Genomic DNA, 23,268 nt, shown 5'->3' with positions numbered 1-23,268 from the left:
GGAGATGTGGGCGAGACGTCGGCGCATCTCCGGTGGTACGGAGACGTCGGCGGCGTGCCGCGCCGGGACTCCGGAGTTACGGAGATGTCGTGGTCTCTCGAGCTACGCCAGGCGATGGCCGATGGAGCCCACGACCATGTCGAGCGGGGTACCCGAGCCGTCGCGGCGGGAGCCGCCCTCGGGCAGCGCGCGGGCGGCGCCGTCGGGGCCGACCGCGAGCGCGGAGGCGCCCACCCAGGCGAGCGCCAGCTCGGTCTCGCCCTTGAGGAAGCGCTGCGACCGCACGCCGCCGGTCGCCCGGCCCTTGGCCGGGAACTCGCCGAAGTCGCTCACCTTGCCGCTGCCCGGGTCTGCGCCGGGGAGGGTCTGGTCGCTGACGGCGATCGTGACGACCTCCGCCTGGTCGCGGTCGGCGGCCTCCACTGCACCGAAGAACACCACGCGGGCATCGGCAGCGAGGTTGATGCCGGCCATGCCGCCGGCCGAACGGCCCTGCGGCCGCACCGACTTCGCGGCGAACCGCAGCAGCTGCGCGTCGCTCGCCACGAACACGAGCTCGGCGTCGTCCGTGGTCTGCACGGCGCCGACCACCGCATCGCCGGCCTTGAGCGTGATGACCTCGAACTCCGGCTTGTTGGCCCAGTCGCCCGGGGTGACACGCTTGACGACGCCCTGCCGGGTACCGAGCGCGATGGGCAGCTCGGAGGAGAGCGAGACCACCGCGAGCACGCGCTCCGAGCGGTCGGCCAATGCCAGGTAGTCGCCGACCTTGACCCCGGCGCCGAGCTGGACCGAGTTGAGCGGCGCCGCGGGGAGGTCGACCGGCGAGAACCGGATGAGCCGGCCGCGGTCGGTGATCGCCCCGATCTCGCTGCGGCTCGTGGTGTCGAGCCGGGAGAGGATCGCGTCGTGCTTGCTGCGACGGGCCGGGGGCTGGATGCGGTCGAGTCCCTCGCCCTCGGCACCGTCCGCTGCCGCATCGACGCGGAGGATGCGACCCGTGGTCGACAGGTACACCCGGCAGGGGACGTCGGCGACCTCCAGCTGCACGGTCATGGCCTTGCTGCGGGAGCCCGCTCCGGCGATCGACGGCTTGGCCTCGGTCAGCAGCGTGCGGCGGGGGGTGCCGAACTTCGCGGCGACCTGCTCCAGCTCGTCCGACACGAGCGCCTCGATGCGCGCCCGGCTGGCGAGGAGCTCCTCCAGCTCGGCGATCTCGGCCTGCAGCTGGTCGCGCTCGGTCTCCAGCTCGATGCGCGAGAACCGGGTGAGTCGACGCAGTCGCAGCTCGAGGATGTAGTCGGCCTGCAGCGTGCTCAGATCGAACACCTGCTGCAGCCGGGTACGCGCCGCGTCGGTGTCGTCGGAGGTGCGGATGACCTGGATGACCTCGTCGATGTCGAGGATCGCCACGAGGAGGCCCTCGACCAGGTGCAGCCGCTCCTTGCGGCGGGCCAGCCGGAACTCCGAGCGCCGGGTGACGACACGGACGCGGTGGTCGAGGTAGACGCTCAGCAGCTCGCGCAGGCCGAGGGTCTGCGGGCCGCCGGCGACGAGGGCGACGTTGTTGATCGCGAAGCCCTCCTCCAGCGGCGTGTGCCGGTAGAGCTGCTCGAGCACGGCTTCGGGACTGAAACCGGTCTTGATGCCGATGACGAGGCGGAGGCCGTGCTGGCGGTCGGACAGGTCGGTGACGTCCGAGATGCCGTTCAGCTTCTTCGCGTTGACGCCGTCCTTGATCTTCTCGATGACCTTCTCCGGGCCGACCATGTAGGGCAGCTCGGTGACCACCAGACCGTTCTTGCGCGCGGTGATCGACTCGACGGACACCTTGGCGCGCATCCGGAAGCTGCCACGGCCTGTGGCGTACGCGTCGCGCACCCCGGCGAGGCCGGCGATGGTGCCGCCGCTCGGGAGGTCGGGACCCGGCACATAGTCCATCAGCTCGTCGAGCGTCGCGTCCGGGTTCGCCAGCAGGTGCCGCGCGGCTCCGACGACCTCCACGAGATTGTGGGGAGCCATGTTGGTGGCCATGCCGACGGCGATACCGCTCGCGCCGTTGACCAGGAGGTTCGGGAAGGCCGCGGGCAGGACGTCGGGCTGCAGCAGCTGGTTGTCGTAGTTCGGGACGAAGTCGACGACGTCTTCGTCGAGGTCCTCCGTCAGCGCGAGCGCGGCGGCGGCGAGCCGGGCCTCGGTGTAACGGGCAGCGGCGGGGCCGTCGTCGAGCGAGCCGAAGTTGCCGTGGCCGTCGACCAGCGGGACGCGCAGGGTGAAGTCCTGTGCCATGCGCACCAGGGCGTCGTAGATGGCGCTGTCGCCGTGCGGGTGCAGCTTTCCCATCACCTCGCCGGTGACGCGCGCGGACTTGACGTGACCGCGGTCGGGCCGCAGGCCCATCTCGGTCATCATGTAGAGGATGCGCCGCTGCACGGGCTTCAGGCCGTCCCGGGCGTCGGGGAGGGCGCGGGAGTAGATGACCGAGTACGCGTACTCGAGGAACGACCCCTGCATCTCCGTCGTGACGTCGACGTCTTCGATGCGTTCGGTGGTGGGGGCCTGATCGTCTGCTGGTGTCATTCGTGCATTCGGTGATGGGGCGGCAGGAGGCGCGGGTTCGACGGCTCCCGTCCGTCCAGCTGTGACAGACTGGGCCGGATGCCCCCCATGCTACCGGCCGCGTTCACCACCCCGGCGAGCCTCGCCACGGTTCTGCCGAGTTCCCTGGCAGCGGTGCAGGGCCAGGGCAACGCGCTCGGGCTGCGCCCGTTGCAGCACGCGGTGGTCGTGGTTGTCGACGGCCTCGGTGCGGCAGCGCTCCGGGCTCGTGAGGGGCACGCGCGCACGCTGGCCTCCCGCCTCGGCAAGGCGACGACGATCGACGCGGGCTTCCCGACGACGACGGCCGCCGCGCTCGCCACGCTCACGACCGGCACGACGCCCGGAGAGCACGGCCTGGTCGGCTACCGCGTGCGCGACGACGCGGGCCGGCTCAGCAATCAGCTGAACGGCTGGGACGAGAAGATGGACCCGGCCACCTGGCAGCGCTCGCGGACGGTGTTCGAGAGAGCCTCGGCCGCCGGAGTCGCCGCCTACGCGGTGGGGGTGCCCGCCTATGCGGACTCGGGGTTCACCCACGCGATCCTCCGCGGAGCCGAGTTCATCGCCGGCCGCACCATGGCGGATCGGTTCGACGCCGTGCGGGAGATCCTCCGCACGCCCGGTCCCGGTCTCACCTATCTCTATGTCGCCGAACTCGATCAGGCGGCCCACGCGCGCGGCTGGGAGTCGCCGCGCTGGACCGCCGAGCTCGAGACGCTGGACGGCCTGGTCGCACAGCTCGCCACCTCCCTCGGTCCGGGCCACGGCGTGCTGGTGACCGCCGACCACGGGATCGTCGACATCCCCGAGAGCGGTCACGTGCTCTACGACACCGCGCCGGAGCTGCTGGAGGGTGTCGACGAGGTCGCCGGCGAGCCGCGGCTGCTGCACCTCTATGTGCGTCCCGGGGCGAGCGCCGAGGAGGTCGCCGCACGCTGGAACGCGGTGGAGGGCGGCCGGTCGTGGGTCGCCACCCGCGACGAGGCCGTCGCCGCCGGCTGGTTCGGTCCGATCGTCGCTCCGGAGGTCGCGCCACGGATCGGCGACGTGCTCATCGCCGCGCGCAAACGCATCGCCTACTACGACTCGCGTGACCCGCAGCGCACCGGGCGCAGCATGGTCGGCCAGCACGGGTCGCTCACGGCGGAGGAGACGCGGGTGCCGCTGCTGCGCTTCGGCGCGGCGGTCTGAACCGGAGCGCCTCGCGCGTTACCGGCGACGGTCGGCGCGGCTGTCGCCCCGGGCGGCTCAGGCCAGGTCGTCGTCCGTGCGCGCGCCGAAGACGATCTCGTCCCAGCTCGGCATCGCGGCCCGCCCCTTGCGGCGTCCGCCCGAGGCGGGCGCCTGCGCCTGCTGAGCCGGCGCGGATGGCGCGGGCGGCGTCGACGGAGTGGTCACGGACGGAGCGGACTGCGCGGGCGGCGGTGCGAACTCCTCGATGATGGTGATGCTCTCCTCGACGAGCCGGAAGGGCAGCGGGTCGAGGAGCGTCGGCTGCTCGGGTTCCGTCTGCGCGGCGTCCGGTCTGCCGGTCTCGCGGCGGTCGGGAAGCTCCGTGCGCTGAGGAGTGCGGTCGTCGTAGTTCGCGGCCTCGCGCTCGCCGCGGCGACGGCGCAGGGCCTCCAGCAGGTCGGCGGTCTGGTGCAGATCGCGCGGCGTCTCGTCGTCGGCGCGCTTGATCGCCGAAATGGCGATCGAGTTGCTGGCGCGGCCGGGCACGTGCGGCTCCAGCGGCTCGATCGGCTGCGTCACCTCGGGACCGAGGAGGTCGGCGCCGGGAGCGGGGAAGGTGAAGGCGCCGCTGTCGAAGCGGGAGGTGTCCGGCTCGCCCTCGTGCGGCAGCACGGCGCGCAGGCGGGGGATGAGCGCCCCGCCCCGCAGCTCGCCGGCCTGCGAGAGCGTGGTCGCCTCGGAGTTCAGGGGCGCGAGCGCGTGCTTGCGCAGGTCGTAGCTCCAGCGGGCGTCGTGGTCGATCTCGTCGGCCGTGAACTCCAGCTTGACGATCCAGCCGGTCTCCTCGTCCTTCCAGCTCGCCCAGCGCTCGCCGGTGACGCCGAGGGAGGCCAGCCGGTCGCGGATGACCGAACCGAAGGTGTCGGGGTCGCCCATCGGGTCGACCTCGGCGGAGGTGCGGACGGGCACGCTGAGCGCGCTGGCCACGACGTGTTCGCGTTCGGCGACGATCGGGCCCTCGAAGCGCTGGACATAGTCCAGGGGCGCGCCGGTGACGGCGGCGACGTCGTCGGCGGACATGCCCGAGCGGATGTGCGCCTGGATCTCGCGCGGCGAGAGTCTGGGGGCTTCCGCGGACGCCTGCTGCCGCACCTGCCGGATCTTCGACTGCAGCGTGTCGTCGACGGCGATGCGGAATCGCTCACCGTCGTCGCCGACGGCGACGATCGCGCCGTTCTCGACCCCGATGACCTTCAAATCCTGCATGGTGATGCCTTCCGAGCTCGCGTTCGTTCCGGCCCAGAATGCCACGAGAACGGGGGCTTTCCGGGGAATACCCCGGGCGTGCCGGAAGTTGAAGACCGAGCAATCGCTGAGAGCCTCCTGCGTGGTTTTGCTATTCGCAGGGGATTGATGCAAACTATGGCCGCCGATTGCGAGAATCGGCCGTTACGACGAGAAGTGGATGGGCATGGCAACGGATTACGACGCACCGCGGAAGACCGAGGACGACTCCGAGTCGATCGAGGCCCTCAAGGAGCGAGTTCCGGACAAGATGTCTGGTGTCGTCGACGTCGAAGACGCCGACAACCCGGGCGGCTACGAGCTCCCCGGTGCCGACCTGTCGGACCTCGACCTCGACGTCGTGGTGCTGCCTCCTCAGGCTGACGAGTTCACCTGCGTGAGCTGCTTCCTGGTGAAGCACCGCTCGCAGATCGACCACGAGAGCAAGCTCGGACCGATCTGCGTGGAGTGCGCCGCCTGAGCGACGCACCGCACCGCTACGACGCCGACTAGTCCCCGAGGGGGCTGGAGGAACGTCGGGCCTCATCGAGAACCCGGACCAACTGGTCCGGGTTTCTTGTCGAGATCAGCCAGTAGGGCGCGGGGTCGTCGACGTCGAGCACCGGAACCTTGACGACCGGCTTGATCCAACCGCGGATGAGCAGCCAGGCGCGGGCGTCGAGCCGCTGGCCGCGCTCCAGCGTCGCCTCCTCGCCCCGGAAGGCGACCGGCTCGCCGATGAACTCCAGGGGGATCCTCGCGTGCCCCGCGACCAGCTCGGCGGACGTGATCCGGACGACCGGAGCGGAGACCAGCAGTGCGACCACGATGGCGGCGTAGAAGACGATCGCCAGCACCACGCCGACGGCGAAGTTGATCGGGGCGAAAACGAGAAGCACGGCCGGCACGACGAGGATGGTGGAGATGAAGAGCCAGGGGGTCGCCCAGAGCCGTTCGCGGTAGAGGTCCATAGGCCTATTCGATCATCCTTCGTGCACTACCCTCGACACGTGACCGAAACCGTGGACGTCCCGATCATCGCCCAGCATCTCCCGGCGTACGCCCACCCCGGTGACGCCGGCGCCGACCTGTGCGCGGCGGAGGCCGTCACTCTGGCCCCCGGCGAGCGCTACACGGTCGCCACGGGCGTCTCGATCGCCCTTCCCGAGGGCTACCTCGGCTTCGTCGTGCCGCGCAGCGGTCTCGCCATGCGGCACGGCATCACCATCGTCAACGCGCCTGGCACGGTGGACGCCGGCTACCGGGGCGAGATCAAGGTGACCGTTCTGAATACGGACAGGTCGATGTCGTACGATATCGCCGTCGGCGACAGGATCGCCCAGCTGATCGTCATGCCGGTCGTGCAGGCCCGGTTCGTCCCCGTCGACACCCTTCCGGACAGCCACCGCGGCAGCGCGGGCTTCGGCTCGTCCGGCTACACCGTCACCCAGGCAGGAGAACACGCTTGACCGACAGCAGCGACACCCCGGGCGAGGACCTCACGGCTCCTCAGGACGCGGACAAGTCCGCACCGGAGGATCGTGAGACGGAAGGTCCCCTCGACGAGAGCGAGGCGAACCCCGTCCGTCCCTATGTCGACCTCGGCGGCGTCAAGATCCTGCCCCGCGAGGGCCTCCACCTGCGGCTGGAGGTCGAAGAGGAGTCTCAGCGCGTCGTCGCGGTCGGGCTCGACTACGCCAACTCCACCCTTCAGGTGCAGCCGTTCGCCGCACCGCGCTCCACCGGGCTGTGGCACGAGATCCGCGAACAGATCGCGGAGCAGGTGCAGCGCCAGGGCGGCCGGGTCAGCGAGCGCGACGGCGTCTTCGGTCCCGAGCTCGTCGCCGAGATCCCCGTCGCCCCTCCGCAGGGCGCGCCCGGTGAGACCCGGGTCGCGCGGTTCGTGGGCGTCGACGGCCCTCGCTGGTTCCTGCGCGGCGTGATCGCCGGCGACGCGGCCGTCAAGCCGGAGGCCGCCGCGCTCGTGGAGGATCTCTTCCGCAGCATCGTCGTGGTGCGCGGCAACGTGCCGATGCCCCCGCGCGACCTCATCCCGCTGCGGATGCCGTCGGCGCCGAGCACCGGCGACAGCGGCTACTCGTCCCTGTGAGCGGCGGCGACGTGACCGAGCAGCAGCGCGACCCGGAGCAGGGCGCGGACGAGACCGGCGCGGAGGAGCGCGACGATCAGGTCGCGTCCACGGTCGGCGAGTCCCTCGCCCGTGCCGCCCGCAACTCGGGCATGGGCCAGCTGGTCGACGGCGGCGCGCCGACCGGTACGGCGCTCCTCTCCGCGCTCGGCGGCGTGCGCGGCCTGCTCGAGACCATCCTCCCGGGGCTCGTCTTCCTCATCCTCTTCACGTTCACGCAGAACGTGCCGCTCTCCATCGGCGTCTCGGCGGCGGTCGCGGTGGTGTTCACCGTTGTGCGGATCATCGGCAAGACGCCGATCACGCAGGCGCTCGCCGGTCTGATCGGCGTCGGGCTCTCGGCGATCTTCGCGCTCATCACCGGCCGCGGCGAGGACAACTTCATCCTGGGGATCTGGACCAACGCCGCGTACGCGGCCGCCCTGCTGATCTCGATCCTGGTGCGCTGGCCGCTGATCGGTCTCGCGGCCGGCTACCTGATGGGCGACGGGCTCGCCTGGCGGTCCGTCAGGTCGAAGTTCCGTGTCATGCAGGCGCTCACGTTCCTGTGGTTCCTGCTGTTCGCCGCTCGGCTCCTCGTCCAGGTCCCGCTCTATCTGGCGCACACCGACGCGGCCACCAGCGCGCTCGCGCTCACCAAGCTGCTGATGGGCGTGCCGCTCTACGCACCGCTGCTGCTGGTGACCTGGTTCATCGTCAAGGGGCAGTTCCCGCAGAAGCCGCAGCAGGCGCCGCGCTCGCCGGAGAAGAACGCCGGTTAGCCGGCCACGCGTCCAGAAGGGGGAGGGATGCTCGACGCGCGTACCAGGGAGGGGCTGAGCGCCGCGCAGGTCGCGGAACGGCAGGCCGACGGCCGGGTCAACCTCCAGCGCCAGCCGGGCTCGCGCTCGCTCGGCGACATCCTCCGCGAGAACATCTTCACCCTCTTCAACGGCATCCTCACCGGCTGCTTCATCGCTGTGCTGCTGCTCGGCGATCTGCGTGACGGCTTCTTCTACGGCGTCGTCGTCGTCAACGCGCTGATCGGCATCGTCCAGGAGATCCGCGCGAAGCGGGTGCTCGACAAGGCCGCACTGCTCGCCGCCCCGGAGAGCCGCGTGCGGCGCGGCGGCGAGGTCGTCGCCATCCCGCTGCAGGAGGTCGTCCTCGACGACCTGCTCGTGCTGCGACCGGGCGACCAGATCCCGGCCGACGCGGTCGTGGCCGAGAGCACGGGACTCTCGCTCGACGAGTCGCTGCTCACGGGCGAGTCCGACCCGGTCTTCAAAGACGAGGGCGAGCAGTTGCTGTCGGGGTCGCACGTCGCTACGGGCACCGGCTACGCCGTCGTCACGGCCGTCGGCGCCGACTCCTACGCCAGCAAGCTCACCAGCGAGATCCGCCGGCACTCGCTCGTGCACTCCGAGCTGCGCGACGCCACCAACCGCATCCTCGTCTACCTGTCCTGGATCCTCGGCCCGGTCATCCTGGTGACCCTGATCGGCCGCGTGCTCGCGTACGGCGGTTTCGGCGAGCTCTTCACCGACAGCCGCTGGCGGCGCGCCCTCCTCGACGCTGTCGCGGCGGTCGTCGGCATGATCCCGGAGGGCCTGGTGCTGCTCACCAGCCTGGCGTTCGGGGTCGCCGCGATCCAGCTGGCCGCGCGCAAGGTGCTCGTGCAGGAGCTGGCGGCGGTGGAGGTGCTCGCCCGTGTCGACGTGCTCTGCCTGGACAAGACCGGCACCCTCACGACGGGCGAGCTGGAGCTCGAGGGGACCGAGTCGATCGGGGACGTGCCGGTCGAGCTCGCCGAGACGGCGCTCGCGGCGTTCGGCGCCGACGACACCGGCAACGCCACGTCCGGGATCCTGTCGACCCGGTTCCGCAGCGACCGGTTCCGCATCGAGCGGCGCGTCCCGTTCAGCTCGGCGACCAAGTACAGCGGGCTCGTGATGCGGGTCGACGGCGAGGAGACCTCCTGGGTGCTCGGCGCTCCGGAGCGCGTGCTCGCCGACCACGCCGAGGCGCTGCGGCGGGCGAACGCCATCGCTGCGACCGGCCGGCGCACGCTGGCCCTCGCCCGCACGCTCGACCCGCTTCCGCGCGGCACCCACGTGCCGCTCACCGGCGTGCGGGTCGCGCCGGCGCTGCTCGTGGTCCTGGGGGAGACCCTGCGATCGGAGGCCCCGGAGACGCTCGGCTACTTCAGCGAGCAGGCCGTGCGCGTCGTCGTCATGTCGGGGGACAATCCGGTCACCGTGGAGGCCATCGCCCGCGCCCTGAACATGGAGGGCGAGGCGATCGACGCCTCCACGCTCGGCACCGACGAGGAGCTCGCCGACGCCCTGGGCCGCGCGAGCATCTTCGGCCGCGTCAGCCCCGAGCAGAAGCGCACCGCGGTCGGCCTGCTGCAGCGTGAGGGCCGGACGGTCGCGATGACCGGCGACGGGGTCAACGACGCGATGGCGATCAAGGACGCCAATCTCGGGATCGCGATGGGGACCGCGACGGCGGCGACCAAGGCGGTGTCGCGGCTGGTGCTGCTCGACAACCGTTTCGACCGGCTCCCGGATGTGCTGGCCTCGGGCCGTCGGGTCATCGCCAACGTCGAGCGCGTGTCCAATATCTTCCTGGCCAAGACGGTCTACGGCATCCTGCTCGCGCTGGTCAGCGCGGTCGTGCTATGGCCGTTCCCGTTCCTGCCGCGGCAGCTGACGCTGGTCTCGACGCTCGCCATCGGCATCCCGTCGTTCTTCCTCGCCCTCGCGCCGAATAAGCGCATCTACACGCCGGGGGTGCTCCCGCGCATCCTGCGGTACTCGATCCCGACAGGCGTGATCGCCGGGCTGACGGCGGTGGTCGCGTACGCGCCGCTGCACCGCGCCATCCCGCTGCACGAGGCGCGCAGCGTGACCACGGTCGCCCTGTTCTGCGTCTCGCTCTGGATCCTCTGCGTGCTCACGCGCCCGCTCACCACGTGGCGGTGGTTCCTGCTCGGCGGGGTCGCCGCGGCCTTCGTGCTGGTCTGCCTGATCCCGGCCACGGCGACGTTCTTCGAGATGCACCTCTCCCTCGACACCGCGCTGGCCTGGGGGATCGCCGTCGGTGCCGTCGGGTCGGTCGGAATCGAGCTCTTCTACCGGTTTGCCAGGCGGCGTGGCCTGGTGTTCGACCGGGAGTGAACGTGATAGATTTTATCTTGACGTCAAGATACTTTCCTGAGCTGACCACTTAGGCTTACCTTGCTGGAAACACGCTTCGACGCACGACCAAGATGGACACGGCTCGCGGTGAATCGCCTGCCGACGAAGGAGAAGGCACAGTGTCAGCTACGACTGATTCAGAGTTCGGCAGTTTCGGTGCGAAGAGCACCCTGACGGTGGGGTCGAAGGACTACACGATCTTCAAGATCGACACGGTCGACGGCTACCGGAAGCTCCCGTTCAGCCTCAAGGTGCTGCTGGAGAACCTCCTGCGCACCGAGGACGGTGCCAACATCACCGCCGACCACATCCGTGCGCTCGGCGGCTGGGACCCGCAGGCGGAGCCGGACACCGAGATCCAGTTCACGCCGGCCCGCGTCATCATGCAGGACTTCACCGGCGTGCCCTGCATCGTCGACCTCGCCACCATGCGCGAGGCCGTGTCGTCGCTCGGCGGCGACCCGAACAAGATCAACCCGCTCGCCCCCGCCGAGATGGTCATCGACCACTCCGTCATCGCCGACCTGTTCGGCCAGCCGGACGCGCTCGAGCGCAACACCGACATCGAGTACGAGCGCAACGGCGAGCGCTACCAGTTCCTCCGCTGGGGCCAGACCGCGTTCGACGACTTCAAGGTCGTCCCGCCGGGCACCGGCATCGTCCACCAGGTCAACATCGAGTACCTCGCCCGCGTCACCATGACGCGCGAGATCGGCGGCGAGCTCCAGGCCTACCCCGACACCTGCGTCGGCACCGACTCGCACACCACCATGGTCAACGGCCTCGGCGTGCTCGGCTGGGGCGTCGGCGGCATCGAGGCGGAGGCGGCCATGCTGGGCCAGCCGGTCTCCATGCTCATCCCCAAGGTCGTCGGCTTCAAGCTGACCGGCGCCATCCCCACCGGCGTGACCGCGACGGACGTCGTGCTCACCATCACCCAGATGCTGCGCAAGCACGGCGTCGTGGGCAAGTTCGTCGAGTTCTACGGCGCCGGCGTCGCGGAGGTCCCGCTGGCCAACCGCGCCACCATCGGCAACATGAGCCCGGAGTTCGGCTCCACCGCCGCCATGTTCCCCGTCGACGACGTGACTCTCGACTACCTGCGCCTCACCGGCCGCAGCGAGGAGCAGGTCGCCCTCGTCGAGGCGTACTCCAAGGCGCAGAGCCTGTGGCACGACCCGGCGAACGAGCCGGTCTTCTCCGAGTACCTCGAGCTCGATCTCTCGACGGTCGTCCCGTCGATCGCCGGCCCGAAGCGACCGCAGGACCGCATCGAGCTGAGCGCCGCGAAGAGCCAGTTCGAGAAGGACCTCACCGACTACGCGGACATCTCGCACGACCTGGTCGACCTGACCATCTCCGAGTCGTTCCCGGCCTCCGACCCGGGCGAGCTGCAGCCGGAGGACGGCCACAGCCACCACGTGCACACGCACCACAGCCACGCGCCGAAGACGGCCTCCAACCCCACCCCGGTGAAGCTGGAGAACGGCACCGACTTCGTGCTCGACCACGGCGCCGTCGCGATCGCGGCGATCACGTCGTGCACGAACACGTCGAACCCGTCGGTCATGCTGGCGGCGGGCCTGCTGGCCCGCAACGCCGCGAAGAAGGGGCTCAAGGCCAAGCCGTGGGTCAAGACCACACTCGCCCCCGGCTCGAAGGTCGTCACGGACTACTACGAGAAGGCCGGACTCACGAAAGACCTGGAGGCCCTCGGCTTCTACACGGTCGGCTACGGCTGCACCACGTGCATCGGCAACTCCGGCCCGCTGCTCGACGAGATCTCGCAGGCGGTCAACGACAGCGACCTCGCCGTCACCGCCGTGCTCTCGGGCAACCGCAACTTCGAAGGCCGCATCAACCCCGACGTCAAGATGAACTACCTGGCGAGCCCGCCGCTGGTCATCGCGTACGCGCTCGCCGGCTCGATGAACTTCGACTTCGAGGTGGACCCGCTGGGCACCGACACCGACGGCAACGACGTCTTCCTGAAGGACATCTGGCCCGACGCCGCCGAGGTGCAGCAGACGATCGACTCCTCCATCAACGAGGGCATGTTCATCCACCAGTACTCCTCGGTGTTCGAGGGCGACGAGCGCTGGAAGTCGCTCGCCACCCCCACCGGCTCGGTGTTCGAGTGGGACGCGAAGTCGACCTACGTGCGCAAGCCTCCGTACTTCGAGGGCATGACGCTGGAGACCACCCCGGTCGCCGACATCGCCGGCGCGCGCGTGCTGGCCAAGCTCGGCGACTCGGTGACCACCGACCACATCTCGCCCGCCGGCTCCATCAAGGCGGACAGCCCGGCCGGCCAGTACCTCACCGAGCACGGCATCGACCGCAAGGACTTCAACTCGTACGGCTCGCGCCGGGGCAACCACGAGGTGATGATCCGGGGAACGTTCGCGAACATCCGACTGCGCAACCAGCTGCTCGACGGCGTCGAGGGTGGTTACACGCGTGACTTCACCCAGGCCGACGGCCCGCAGGCGTTCATCTACGATGCGTCGCAGAACTACCAGGCACAGGGCACCCCGCTCGTCGTCCTGGGCGGCAAGGAGTACGGCTCCGGCTCGTCGCGCGACTGGGCGGCGAAGGGCACGAGCCTGCTCGGCGTCCGCGCTGTCATCACCGAGAGCTTCGAGCGCATCCACCGGTCGAACCTGATCGGCATGGGCGTCGTCCCGCTGCAGTTCCCGGCAGGCGAGAACATCGAGTCGCTGGGCCTGGACGGCACCGAGTCGTTCTCGATCACGGGTCTCGAGGAGCTCAACGAGGGCCGCACGCCCAAGACCGTGCACGTCGTCGCCGAGCCCACCGAGCACTCGCCCGCGGGCAAGCAGGTCGTCGAGTTCGACGCGGTCGTGCGCATCGACACCCCCGGTGAGGCCGACTACTACCGCAACGGCGGCATCCTGCAGTACGTGCTGCGGAGCCTGGTGTAACCAGACCGTTGTCAAGGGGAGGCTCGGGATCGCACGGTTCCGAGCCTCCTCCGATTCACACGGTTCTACACTGAAATCCATGAGCATCCTCGAAACCATCCACGGGCCGCGTGATCTCGACCGGCTCACGGACAAGGAGCTCGATCAGCTCGCCGCAGAAGTGCGGACCTTCCTGGTCGCCAACGTCGCGAAGACGGGCGGCCACCTCGGTCCGAACCTCGGCGTCGTCGAGACGACGATCGCGATCCACCGGGTCTTCGACTCGCCGCGCGACGCGATCGTGTTCGACACCGGCCACCAGTCGTACGTGCACAAGCTGCTCACCGGCCGCCAGGACTTCTCCCGCCTCCGGCAGCGCGGCGGCCTCGCCGGCTACCCGCAGCGCTCCGAGTCGGAGCACGACATCGTGGAGAGTTCGCACGCGTCGTCGTCACTGAGCTGGGCGGACGGCATCTCCCGCGCGTTCGGCATGACCGGCCAGGACGACCGGCACGTCGTCGCCGTCGTCGGTGACGGCGCGCTCACCGGCGGGATGACGTGGGAGGCGCTCAACAACATCTCCGACGACAACAACCGCCGGCTGATCATCGTCGTCAACGACAACGGGCGCTCCTACGCGCCGACCATCGGTGGCATGGCGCGGTTCCTCAACACCGTGCGCACGCGTCGCGGCTACCGCAATCTCTACCTCAGCAGCCGCAAGGCGTTCGACAAGCTCGGATCTCCCGGTCAGTCGTTCTACCGCGGCATCCGCGGCGGTCTGCACGGCTTCCTGAGCCGGTTCTCGAACAACGAGGCGCTCTACTCCAACCTCGACATCAAGTACATCGGGCCGGTGCACGGGCACGACATCCACGCGATGGAGGAGGCGCTCCGCCAGGCGAAGAACTACGGCGCCCCCGTCATCGTGCACGCGATCACCCAGAAGGGCCGCGGCTACGAGCCCGCCCTGCGCGACGCGGCGGACCAGTTCCACGCGGTCGGCCAGATCGACCCGGAGACGGGGGAGCCGATCGAGAGCTCCACCAAGCCGAGCTGGACCGGCGTCTTCGCCGACGAGATCGTGAAGCTCGCCGAGAAGAACCCGAAGATCGTCGGCATCACCGCGGCGATGCTGCGGCCGACCGGCCTCCACAAGTTCGCCGAGCGGTTCCCCGACCGCGTGCACGACGTGGGGATCGCCGAGCAGCACGCGGCGACGAGCGCGGCCGGCCTCGCCTACGGCGGCCTCCACCCGGTGGTCGCGATCTACGCCACGTTCATCAACCGTGCGTTCGACCAGGTGCTGATGGACGTCGCCCTGCACAGGGCGGGCGTGACGTTCGTGCTCGACCGGGCCGGCGTGACCGGCCCCGACGGTCCCAGCCATCACGGCATCTGGGACCTGGCGATCCTGCAGGTGGTGCCGAACATCCGGCTGGCCGCGCCGCGCGACGGCACCCGCTTCCGCGAGGAGCTGGGGGAGGCCGTTGCGGTCGACGATGCGCCGACCGTGCTCCGGTTCCCGAAGGGGAACGTGCAGGCGGACATCCCCGCCGTGCGTCGCCTCGACGACGGCGTGGACGTGCTGCGCGAGTCGGACGCACGAGACGTGCTGCTGGTGACCGTCGGCCCGATGGCCGACCTGGGGCTCAAGGTCGCGGACCGGCTCGCCGCGCAGGGCATCGGTGCGACGGTCGTGGACCCGCGGTGGGTCGTGCCCGTGCCGCGCAGCATCCTGAGCCTGGCCGCCGAGCACCGGATCGTCGTCACCATCGAGGACGGCGTGCGGGTCGGCGGCATCGGCACGCGGGTGCGCCAAGACCTGCGTGAGGCCGGGATCGACACCGCCGTCGACGAGCTGGGCCTGCCGGACGCCTTCATCGACCACGCGACGCGCGACCAGATCCTCGACGACGCAGGCCTGACCCCGCAGAAGATCGCCCGCGACCTGGTCGCCCAGGTGCTCGGCAGCCGCATCCCGATCGCCCGGCCGCTGCCCGCGGAGGAGCCGGCGCCGGAGGGCGTCGACGCCAAGAAGCGCCGCGCCTGACGCACCTGCGCACTATGCCCGCAGCCGAGGGGCACGTCGTTGTCACTTTTCGCGTCGCGAAGTGACAACAACGTGCCCCTCGGCGCGGGCCCGCGCGGCGCGGGCTGGCGCGCGCGGCTCAGGCGAAGCGGTAGACGTGCTCGACGCTTCCGGACGGGAACGTCTTGCTGCTCGACAGCACCAGCGGACGGCTCGCCTCGGCGACCGGGAGCAGCGGCTTGCCCGACCCGACGAGCACGGGCACGTAGGTCACGTGCAGCTCGTCGATGAGGCCGCGGTCTGCGAACTGCGCGGCCAGCGCTCCGCCGCCGACCAGCCAGACGTCGCGGTCGTCCGCGGCCTCGCGAACCTCGGCGTCGAGCTGGCCGACATCGCCGGCGAAGAAGGTGATCGAGGCGCCCTCGATCGTGGGCAGCGCGCGGTGCGTGACCACCCAGGTGGGGATCTCGGCATACGGCCAGGCACCCTGCGCGAGCACGAACTCGTAGGTCGTCGCGCCCATGACCAGTGCGCCGATGCCGGACAGGAACGCCTGGTAGTGCTCGTCGAACTCTTCGAAACCGAACTGCTCGAGCCATTCGATGCGATCGTGGACGTCGGCGATGAAGCCGTCGATGGAGGACGCGACGTAGTACTTGGTGAGAGGCATGCGGCGACCGTATCAGGAGGGTCGGACACCCACGGCCGTCGGGTCTATCGTGACGGTATGGCATTGATGACGATCACACTGGGTACGGAGAAGCTCGAGGTCTCGCGGCTCGGCCTCGGCTGCATGGGGATGAGCGCGTTCTACACCGGGGCCGGCACCGACGACGCGGGCTCGATCCGCACCATCCACCGCGCGATGGACCTCGGGGTCACCCTCTTCGACACCGCCGAGATCTACGGCCCGTACACGAATGAGGAGCTGCTGGCCCGCGCCTTCGCGGGCGGGCGCCGCGACAAGGTGGTCATCGCGACCAAGTTCGGCACCATCCTGCACCGCTCGAAGGACGAGCGCGGTCTCGACGGCTCGCCCGAGAACGTGCGCCTGTCGGTCGAGGGTTCGCTGCGGCGGCTGCAGACCGACCACATCGACCTGTACTACCAGCACCGGATGGACCCCGGCACACCGATCGAGGAGACCGTCGGCGCGCTGGCGGAACTGATCGAGGAGGGCAAGATCCGCCACTACGGCCTGTCGGAGGCCGCCCCGGAGACGATCGTGCGCGCGAACGCGGTGCACCCGGTCACCGCGGTGCAGACCGAGTACTCGCTGTGGACACGGGATCCCGAGTCGGAGGTGCTGCCCACCGTGCGCGAGCTCGGGATCGGCTTCGTGCCGTACTCGCCGCTCGGCCGCGGGTTCCTCACGGGGTCGATCCGCTCCCTCGACCAGCTCGCCGAGGACGACTTCCGCCGCTTCAACCCGCGCTTCGAGGGCGACAACCTGGAGGCCAACATCCGGATCGTGGAGGAGGTCGACGCTGTGGCCCGCGAGGCCGGAGCCGCGCCCGGACAGGTCGCACTGGCCTGGCTGCTCTCGAAGGGCGACGACCTGGCGCCCATCCCCGGCACGCGACGCGTGGAGAACCTCGAGCAGAACGTGGCGGCGGCCGACCTCGACCTCACGCCGGAGCAGCTCGCCCGCCTCGACCGGGTCGCAGCGCCGGTGGGGGATCGATATGCGGACATGAGCCCCTTGAACAAGTAGGGGGAGCTGAGGGACGCGTCTCGCCGCGACGATTCGGTCGAATCGGCGAGGCGCGTCCCCGCGTCGTCAGGCCCGGAACCGCACCTGCAGCGTCCGCGCCTCCGGCCGCAGCGCGAACTCCGGCCACACATCCGGCCCGCAGGCGCGGGAGCCGAGGCCGTGCTGCGCCGCGTCGACGAACAGGTGGGTGGTGTCGGAGGTCGGCAGCTCGTGCGGGTGGCGGGCGGCCGCGACCTGCTGCGGCGTGTGCCGTGAGAGCGAGAAGCCGGGGAGCCGCCCGCGGCTGTCCGCGAGCGTGGTGAACGCGAAGGTGCCCAGGTCGACCTCGCGCACGGCCGTGCGGTGGCCGGTCTCCTGCGGGCGGGCGTACTCGACGTTCAACTGGTCGATCGAGGCGCGGAAGCGGCCGACGTACGCGGCGCGCGTGCTGTCCGGGTACGACTCCAGCGGGCCGGTGCCGAACCACTCGGCGGTGTCGATCGGGCTCCCGTCGTCGGGGAGGTCGAAGCGTACGCCGATCCGGGGCCAGACGCTCGGCCAGCCGGCCGTGGGCTCGATCTCGACGCGCAGCTCCAGCTCGCCGTCGATCGCCGCCCAGATCGTCTCGACCGTGACGGAGTCGACCGAGTTCGCCGCCGAGACGCGCGTGACCGTGCGCAGAGCGCCTGGCGCCTCCTGCACCGACACCAGACGATGCGTGAGCCGGTCGAGACCCTGCTCGCGCCAGAGCTGGGCGCTGGAGACTCCGGCGATGCTCGCGTCGCTGTACGTCGGGTCGCTGGAGGCCGCACCCTCGTCGTTGTCGGTCGGCGCGCGGAACAGCTCCAAGCGCGGTCCGGAGGCCCGGCGACCGGCCAGGCGGACGAGCCCGCCGCGGTCGAAGGAGGCGAGTCCGAGGTCGACGGTGCCGGCCGAGTCCCGCCACTCCGCTGCTGCCGGCGACCCGCGCCGGGCGGCTCGCGACGGAGTGCGGTCGAGCTGCGCACGGGCGACCACGTGCCCCGCGGGCGCCCAGGGAGCATCCTCCGAGAGCACCGCCTCCACCGTGAGCCAGGTCTCACCGTCGTCCGAGCGGGGGACGGCCGGCAGCGCCACACGCTCGGCATCGCCGGCGGCGACCGTCGGGGCCTCCAGGACGCCAGAGGCGGTCTCCCGCCCGTCGTGCTCGACCCGCCACTGCAGGGTCAGGTCGGCAGCGCTCGCGCTGTGCCGCCGGTTGGCCACGATCAGCTGCTCGGCGCCCTCTGAGAACGTCAGCGCGACCGGCTGCGCCACCGCGGCGAACTCGTGGAGGCCCGGCGTGGGCAGATCGTTCGACAGCACCATGCCGTCCATCACGAAGTTGCCGTCGTGGACGACCTCGCCGAAGTCGCCGCCGTACGCGTAGAACGGCGTGCCGTCGGCGGTGCGCGTCAGGATGCCGTGGTCGCGCCACTCCCACACGAAGCCGCCGTGCAGACGGGGGTGGGCGTCGGCGAGCGCTTCGTACTGGTCGAGTGCGCCGGGGCCGTTGCCCATGGCGTGCGCGTACTCGCACAGCAGGAACGGCTTGGTCCGCTGCCGGGCGCCCTGCGCCGGCGTGCAGCCGAGCAGGGGCGCGAGTGAGCCGTCGGTGCCGATCTGCTCGGTCTCGGGCACCGACGAGTACATCCGCGAATAGACGTCGGTGTACTCGCCGGTGTAGTCGCCCTCGTAGTGCACCGGGCGCTCGGGGTCGCGGTCGTGCACCCACGCCGACATCGCCGCCAGGTTGGCGCCGGTTCCCGACTCGTTCCCCAGCGACCACATCACGATCGCGGGGTGGTTCTTGTCGCGTTCCACTGTGCGGCGCATACGGTCGAGGTAGGCGTCGCGCCAGCGGGGATCGTCGCTCGGGTTGTCCCGCCAGCCTGCCTTCTCGAAGCCGTGGGTCTCGAGGTCGCACTCGAGGACGACCCAGAATCCCAGCTCGTCGGCCAGGTCGAGCAGGCGGGGATGCGGAGGGTAGTGGCTGGTGCGGATCGCATTGACGTTGAACCGCTTCATCCGGATCAGCTCGGCCCTGGCGTGCTCCTCGTCGAAGACGCGACCTCGCTCGGGGTGCGTCTCGTGCCGGTTCATCCCGTGGAAGACGACCCGGCGGCCGTTGACGAGGAAGCGGTCGCCGCGGATCTCCACAGTGCGGAAGCCGACCCGCAACGACACCGTCTCGCCACGGGAGGCGACCGTCGCGTCGTAGAGTCGCGGCGATTCCGCGGTCCACGGGTCGACGGCGCCGATCGCCACGGGGGCGACCTCGGCCGGCGTCGCCCAGACGACCTCGACGCCGAGCTCGGGGAGGCGGAGAGTCACGGGGAAGGCGTCGTCGGTCGCCGTGACCTCCGGGTCGATCGTCCCGCGGCCGTCGGCGAACCCGGTGCGCAGCCAGACGTCCTCCAGGCCGTCGGCAGGCCGCGCCGACAGCGTGACGTCGCGGAAGATCCCGGGAAGCCACCACTGGTCCTGGTCCTCCAGGTAGCTGGCGGCTGACCACTGGTGCACCCGGACCGAGAGCAGGTTGGCTCCGGCGCGCACCAGATCGGTGACGTCGAACTCGTGGGCGAGACGGCTGCCGCTCGCCGCGCCCGCCTCCGTGCCGTTCACCCACACCCGGTACAGCGACTCCACCCCGTCGAAGCGCAGCACGATGCGTGCGTCGTCCGGCCAGCCCGCCGGAAGGTCGAAGTGCCGCCGGTAGTCGCCTGTCGGGTTCTCGTCGGGGACGAAGGGCGGTTCGATCGGGAACGGGAACTGCACGTTGGTGTAGATCGGCCGCCCATACCGGCCGTCGCCCTGCAGGACCCAGTGCGCCGGAACGGGGAGCGAGTCCCAGGCGGCGTCGTCCAGGCTCGGCGACGCGACGTCGTCGGGGAGGTCGGCGCTCGGGGAGAGCCGGAACCTCCATTCTCCGTTCAGGGAGAGCGACGGGACGTCGGAGTGCAGCCACGAGCGCGGCGTGCGCACGGCGCCGTGGGCGGGCGCGGTGTCGGAGAGGAGGCGGGGGACGGGCACTATTTCACAGCTCCTTCGGTGAGACCGCCGCGCCAGAACCGCTGCAGGACGATCATGGCGATGGCGAGGGGGATGACCGACAGCAGGACGCCGCCGGTGGTCAGCTCGTAGAATTCGGGCAGCCGGTCGGTCTGGCTGCGCCAGGTGTTGAGGCCGAGGGTGATGGGGTACAGGCGGTCGTCGGAGAGCATGACCAATGGCAGGAAGTAGTTGTTCCAGATCCCGACGAGCTGGAACAGGAACACGGTCACCAGTGCCGGCGTCAGGATGCGCAGCCCGACCGTGTGGAAGATCCGGAGCTCGCCCGCGCCGTCGAGCCGTGCCGCCTCCAGGAGGGCGCCGTCGACCGTCGCATCGGCGTAGATCCGGCAGAGGAACAGCCCGAACGGCGACACCAGCGAGGGCAGGAGCACCGCCCAGTAGGTGTTCGCCAGCCCCAGGTCGCTGAACAGGAGGAACAGCGGAAGGGCCGTGGCGGTGCCGGGAACGAGTACCCCGCCGAGGACGAGCCCGAACACGAACCCGCGTCCCCGGAACTCGTACTTGGCCAGTGCGTAACCGCCCGCGGCGGCGAAGTAGGTGGCCAGGAGGGCGCCGACCCCGGCGTAGATCACCGAGTTGAGGAACCAGCGCAGGAAGATCCCGCCGTCGTACGTCAGCACCTCGGTCAAGTTGTGCCAGAGCGCGAAGTCGCCGGCGAACCAGAACCCGTTCGTCGCGAAGAGGTCCTGCGTCGTCTTGGTCGCCGCGACCACCACCCAGTAGACCGGCACGAGGAAGTACACCGCGACGACCACGAGGATGCCGGTGACGAGGATGCGCATCCCCGGCCTGCGGCCGGCGGAGCGGTCGTGCGCCGACCGTGGGGCGCGAGCGCTGACCGAGATGGTGGGGGTCGGCTCGCGCTGCTCGAGGGTCGCGGTCATCGGGTCCTCCGGTTGGTCAGGCGCAGGAAGGCGAACGACAGGGCGAACGCCACGAGCGCGATGAGCACCGCCTGCGCGGCCGCCACGTTGTAGTCGTTGTAGGCGAACGCGGTCGTGTACGCGCTGAGGTTGGGCGTGTACTCGCTGTCGATCGCGGGGGAGGAGGTCTGCAGGACCTGCGGCTCGGCGAACAGCTGCAGCGTGCCGATGATCGAGAACACCACGGTCAGCGTCAGCGCCGGGCGGATGAGCGGCAGCTGGATGCTGCGGGCGACCCGCCACGGGCTCGCGCCGTCGACCTTCGCCGCCTCGTACACCTCGGTCGGGATCGACTTCAGCTGGGCGATGATGATCATCATGTTGTAGCCGGTGTAGGTCCAGGTGACGATGTTCGCGATGGACCAGAGCACGGTGTCCGGTCCGAGGAAGTCGAGCTGCAGGCCGAAGGCCGCGCCCAGGTCGACCAACGGGCTGAGCCCGGGGATGTAGAGGAAAGACCAGAGGATCGTCGCGATCACGCCGGGAATCCCGTACGGCAGGAAATAGACCGCGCGGAACAGGCCGGGCCAGCGGGCGGAGGCCGACTCCAGCAGCAGGGCGAGCACGGTGCAGAGTGCGATCATCAGCGTGACCTGCACGACTCCGAACAGCAGGACACGGCCGATCGACGCGACGAAGTTCGGATTGCCGATCGCCTGGGCGTAGTTGGCGAACCAGGCGAACTCGGTGGTCACCCCCTTCTCGCCGAAGAGGCCGGCCCTGCTCACCTTCGTGAAGCTGCTCACGACGGCGACGATGATCGGGAGGACGAAGGTCAGCGCGAACAGCGCCAGGAACGGAGCCAGCAGGAGCCAGGGCGCTCTGGCCGCGCGTGCGCCCTTCACGAGCGGGCCTTCTCGATGCTCAGCCCTTTGTCGCGGAACGCGCGCATGATGTTCTTCTCGCTTTGCGCGACGGCGTCGACCAGGGTCAGCCCCGAGGGCTTCTTGCGGAACCCGTCGGCGAGGATGTTGAGCGACTGCTGTGTTATCGGCCACCACGACCAGTCCGGGTTCTGCTCCCGCGATGCCGGGAGGAAGACCTCCTCGTTGTAGTTCTGACCGCCGAACCAGGCGGAGGGCTTCGTGCGGGCCGAGCCGATGTCGTCGCGCGCGGGCGACCAGCCGATCCCGCTGTTGCGGATCATCGCGTCGATGCCCTCCGGGCTCGTCGTCATCCAGACGGCGAACTCGAGCGCCTCGCGCGGATGCCGGCTGTTCGCCAGCACGGCGGCGGTCGAGCCGCCGAGCGCGCTCGACCCGTAGCCGCTGCTGCCCCAGCGGGGAAGCGGTGCAACCCGCCACTTGCCCTCGCCTCCCGAGACGCCCTGCAGCAGCGCGTCGCCCCAGCTCGCGCTCGCGCAGCCGGCGATCCGGTCCCGGGCGGCGGCTGCGAACCAGCCGCTCGAGAACGCGCCGTATCCGGTCTGGAGGATGCCGGAGTCGATGGCCCTGTCGAAGAAGCGCGCGGTCTTCAGCGTCGCGTCGTCGGTCATGTCGATGAGCCAGCGGTCGCCGTCGACCCTCAGCCAGGATGCACCCGCCTGCCCCGCGATGGCGGCGAACCAGGACGGGTCTGCGAAGTTGAACGCGTCGATCTGCGCGCCGGTCTTCGCGAGCTCGGTGCCGACGGCGGCCCACTCGTCCCAGGTGGCGGGGGCGGTCGCGCCGACCTTCTCGAAGAGGTCCGGGCGGTAATAGAGAGCCATCGGACCGGAGTCCTGGGGGATCGCGTAGATGCCGTCGACGAAGCTGACCTGGCTCCAGAGCGTCGGATCGTAGCGATCGGCGAACTCGTCCGCGCCGTAGCGCCGGAGGTCGATCAGGCCGTTGACCAGCATGAACTCCGGCACGCTGCGGAGCTCGACCTGGGCGATGTCGGGGCCGCCGCCTGCGGCGAGGGCGGAATAGAGCTTCTGATAGCCGCCGGAGTTGCCGCCGGGGATCCAGACGGCTTCGACCTGGACGTCGGGATGGGTCGCGTTCCAGACGTCGGCGACCTTCTGGAGATCCTTGAGCCACGCCCAGTAGGTGAGCGTGATCTTCTGCCCCGCGGCGGCCGGGCGGATCACAGGTCCGCTGTTCGCCGAGGTGGTGCCGGGAGTGGAGCACCCGGCGAGCAGTGCTGCCGCGCCGGCGGCCCCGAGGCCGAGGAGGGATCGTCGTGTGAGTCGCGTCATAGCCTTCACTTCGTCGTGGGAGCGGTAGCATCGAC

The 23,268-nt window shown here is 70.3% G+C and carries 17 protein-coding genes; 9 read left to right on the top strand and 8 right to left on the bottom strand.

The window, feature by feature from the left end; translation table 11 throughout:
* Positions 1 to 102: 102 nt before the first annotated feature.
* Positions 103 to 2,580: a DNA gyrase/topoisomerase IV subunit A gene (locus KNO15_RS03645; RefSeq protein WP_241702078.1), complete on the bottom strand. Its 2,478-nt coding sequence runs from the start codon at positions 2,578 to 2,580 to the stop codon at positions 103 to 105.
* A 78-nt stretch (positions 2,581 to 2,658) separates the two neighbouring features.
* Between KNO15_RS03645 and KNO15_RS03640 the strand changes: the two genes are divergently transcribed.
* Positions 2,659 to 3,792, top strand: coding sequence for an alkaline phosphatase family protein (locus KNO15_RS03640; protein ID WP_374113138.1), 1,134 nt, complete (start codon positions 2,659 to 2,661; stop codon positions 3,790 to 3,792).
* A 57-nt stretch (positions 3,793 to 3,849) separates the two neighbouring features.
* Here the strand turns inward: KNO15_RS03640 and sepH are convergent, their stop codons facing one another.
* Positions 3,850 to 5,040 (bottom strand): septation protein SepH, encoded by a 1,191-nt coding sequence (gene sepH, locus KNO15_RS03635; RefSeq protein ID WP_241702077.1) that lies wholly within the window; start codon positions 5,038 to 5,040, stop codon positions 3,850 to 3,852.
* Positions 5,041 to 5,245: 205 nt separating this feature from the next.
* Between sepH and KNO15_RS03630 the strand changes: the two genes are divergently transcribed.
* Complete coding sequence (locus KNO15_RS03630; protein WP_025155643.1) at positions 5,246 to 5,539, top strand: DUF4193 domain-containing protein; 294 nt, start codon at positions 5,246 to 5,248, stop codon at positions 5,537 to 5,539.
* A 28-nt stretch (positions 5,540 to 5,567) separates the two neighbouring features.
* On the opposite strand, the gene KNO15_RS03625 is transcribed toward KNO15_RS03630, so the two are convergent.
* Positions 5,568 to 6,029 (bottom strand): DUF3093 domain-containing protein, encoded by a 462-nt coding sequence (locus KNO15_RS03625; protein WP_241702076.1) that lies wholly within the window; start codon positions 6,027 to 6,029, stop codon positions 5,568 to 5,570.
* 39 nt (positions 6,030 to 6,068) lie between these two features.
* Here KNO15_RS03625 and dut point away from each other — a divergent pair, with 39 nt between their 5' ends.
* The 6 genes from dut to dxs all read left to right on the top strand — a co-directional run bounded on the left by dut (position 6,069) and on the right by dxs (position 15,366).
* The gene (dut, locus tag KNO15_RS03620) at positions 6,069 to 6,527 is read left to right on the top strand and encodes a dUTP diphosphatase (protein WP_241702075.1); all 459 of its coding nucleotides are present in this window, start codon (positions 6,069 to 6,071) and stop codon (positions 6,525 to 6,527) included.
* Positions 6,524 to 7,168: a DUF3710 domain-containing protein gene (locus tag KNO15_RS03615; RefSeq protein WP_208039495.1), complete on the top strand. Its 645-nt coding sequence runs from the start codon at positions 6,524 to 6,526 to the stop codon at positions 7,166 to 7,168. Before dut ends, KNO15_RS03615 begins: the two co-directional genes overlap by 4 nt.
* An 11-nt stretch (positions 7,169 to 7,179) precedes the next feature.
* Complete coding sequence (locus tag KNO15_RS03610) at positions 7,180 to 7,968, top strand: DUF3159 domain-containing protein (protein WP_241702074.1); 789 nt, start codon at positions 7,180 to 7,182, stop codon at positions 7,966 to 7,968.
* Between the two features lie 27 nt (positions 7,969 to 7,995).
* Positions 7,996 to 10,368, top strand: coding sequence for a cation-translocating P-type ATPase (locus KNO15_RS03605; RefSeq protein WP_241702073.1), 2,373 nt, complete (start codon positions 7,996 to 7,998; stop codon positions 10,366 to 10,368).
* 92 nt (positions 10,369 to 10,460) lie between these two features.
* Entirely contained in the window at positions 10,461 to 13,334 is a 2,874-nt protein-coding gene (gene acnA, locus KNO15_RS03600) for an aconitate hydratase AcnA (protein WP_241702072.1), read from the top strand.
* A 79-nt stretch (positions 13,335 to 13,413) separates the two neighbouring features.
* Positions 13,414 to 15,366, top strand: a complete 1,953-nt coding sequence (gene dxs / locus KNO15_RS03595) for a 1-deoxy-D-xylulose-5-phosphate synthase (protein ID WP_241702071.1) — start codon at positions 13,414 to 13,416, stop codon at positions 15,364 to 15,366.
* A 118-nt stretch (positions 15,367 to 15,484) separates the two neighbouring features.
* Here the strand turns inward: dxs and KNO15_RS03590 are convergent, their stop codons facing one another.
* Positions 15,485 to 16,015: a dihydrofolate reductase family protein gene (locus KNO15_RS03590; protein WP_241702070.1), complete on the bottom strand. Its 531-nt coding sequence runs from the start codon at positions 16,013 to 16,015 to the stop codon at positions 15,485 to 15,487.
* A gap of 63 nt (positions 16,016 to 16,078) precedes the next feature.
* Between KNO15_RS03590 and KNO15_RS03585 the strand changes: the two genes are divergently transcribed.
* Positions 16,079 to 17,059, top strand: a complete 981-nt coding sequence (locus tag KNO15_RS03585) for an aldo/keto reductase (protein ID WP_374113149.1) — start codon at positions 16,079 to 16,081, stop codon at positions 17,057 to 17,059.
* A 66-nt stretch (positions 17,060 to 17,125) separates the two neighbouring features.
* On the opposite strand, the gene KNO15_RS03580 is transcribed toward KNO15_RS03585, so the two are convergent.
* Genes KNO15_RS03580 through KNO15_RS03565 form a run of 4 tightly spaced genes read right to left on the bottom strand, consistent with a single transcriptional unit; the run spans position 17,126 to position 23,233 of the window.
* Positions 17,126 to 20,089, bottom strand: a complete 2,964-nt coding sequence (locus KNO15_RS03580; RefSeq protein WP_241702068.1) for a glycoside hydrolase family 2 TIM barrel-domain containing protein — start codon at positions 20,087 to 20,089, stop codon at positions 17,126 to 17,128.
* Complete coding sequence (locus tag KNO15_RS03575; RefSeq protein WP_241702067.1) at positions 20,089 to 21,015, bottom strand: carbohydrate ABC transporter permease; 927 nt, start codon at positions 21,013 to 21,015, stop codon at positions 20,089 to 20,091. The genes KNO15_RS03580 and KNO15_RS03575 overlap by 1 nt, the downstream gene beginning before the upstream one ends.
* The gene (locus KNO15_RS03570) at positions 21,012 to 21,899 is read right to left on the bottom strand and encodes a carbohydrate ABC transporter permease (protein WP_241702066.1); all 888 of its coding nucleotides are present in this window, start codon (positions 21,897 to 21,899) and stop codon (positions 21,012 to 21,014) included. The genes KNO15_RS03575 and KNO15_RS03570 overlap by 4 nt, the downstream gene beginning before the upstream one ends.
* Positions 21,896 to 23,233 carry an extracellular solute-binding protein gene (locus KNO15_RS03565; protein WP_241702065.1) on the bottom strand — a complete coding sequence of 446 codons (1,338 nt, stop codon included), beginning with the start codon at positions 23,231 to 23,233 and terminating at the stop codon, positions 21,896 to 21,898. Before KNO15_RS03565 ends, KNO15_RS03570 begins: the two co-directional genes overlap by 4 nt.
* Positions 23,234 to 23,268 lie beyond the last annotated feature (35 nt).

Origin of the sequence: Leifsonia shinshuensis, from assembly GCF_022606355.1 — a bacterium.
Lineage (GTDB): Bacteria > Actinomycetota > Actinomycetes > Actinomycetales > Microbacteriaceae > Leifsonia > Leifsonia shinshuensis_B.
The sequence above is the reverse complement of the archived record's forward strand: the minus strand, read 5'-3'. Positions and strand labels throughout refer to the sequence as shown.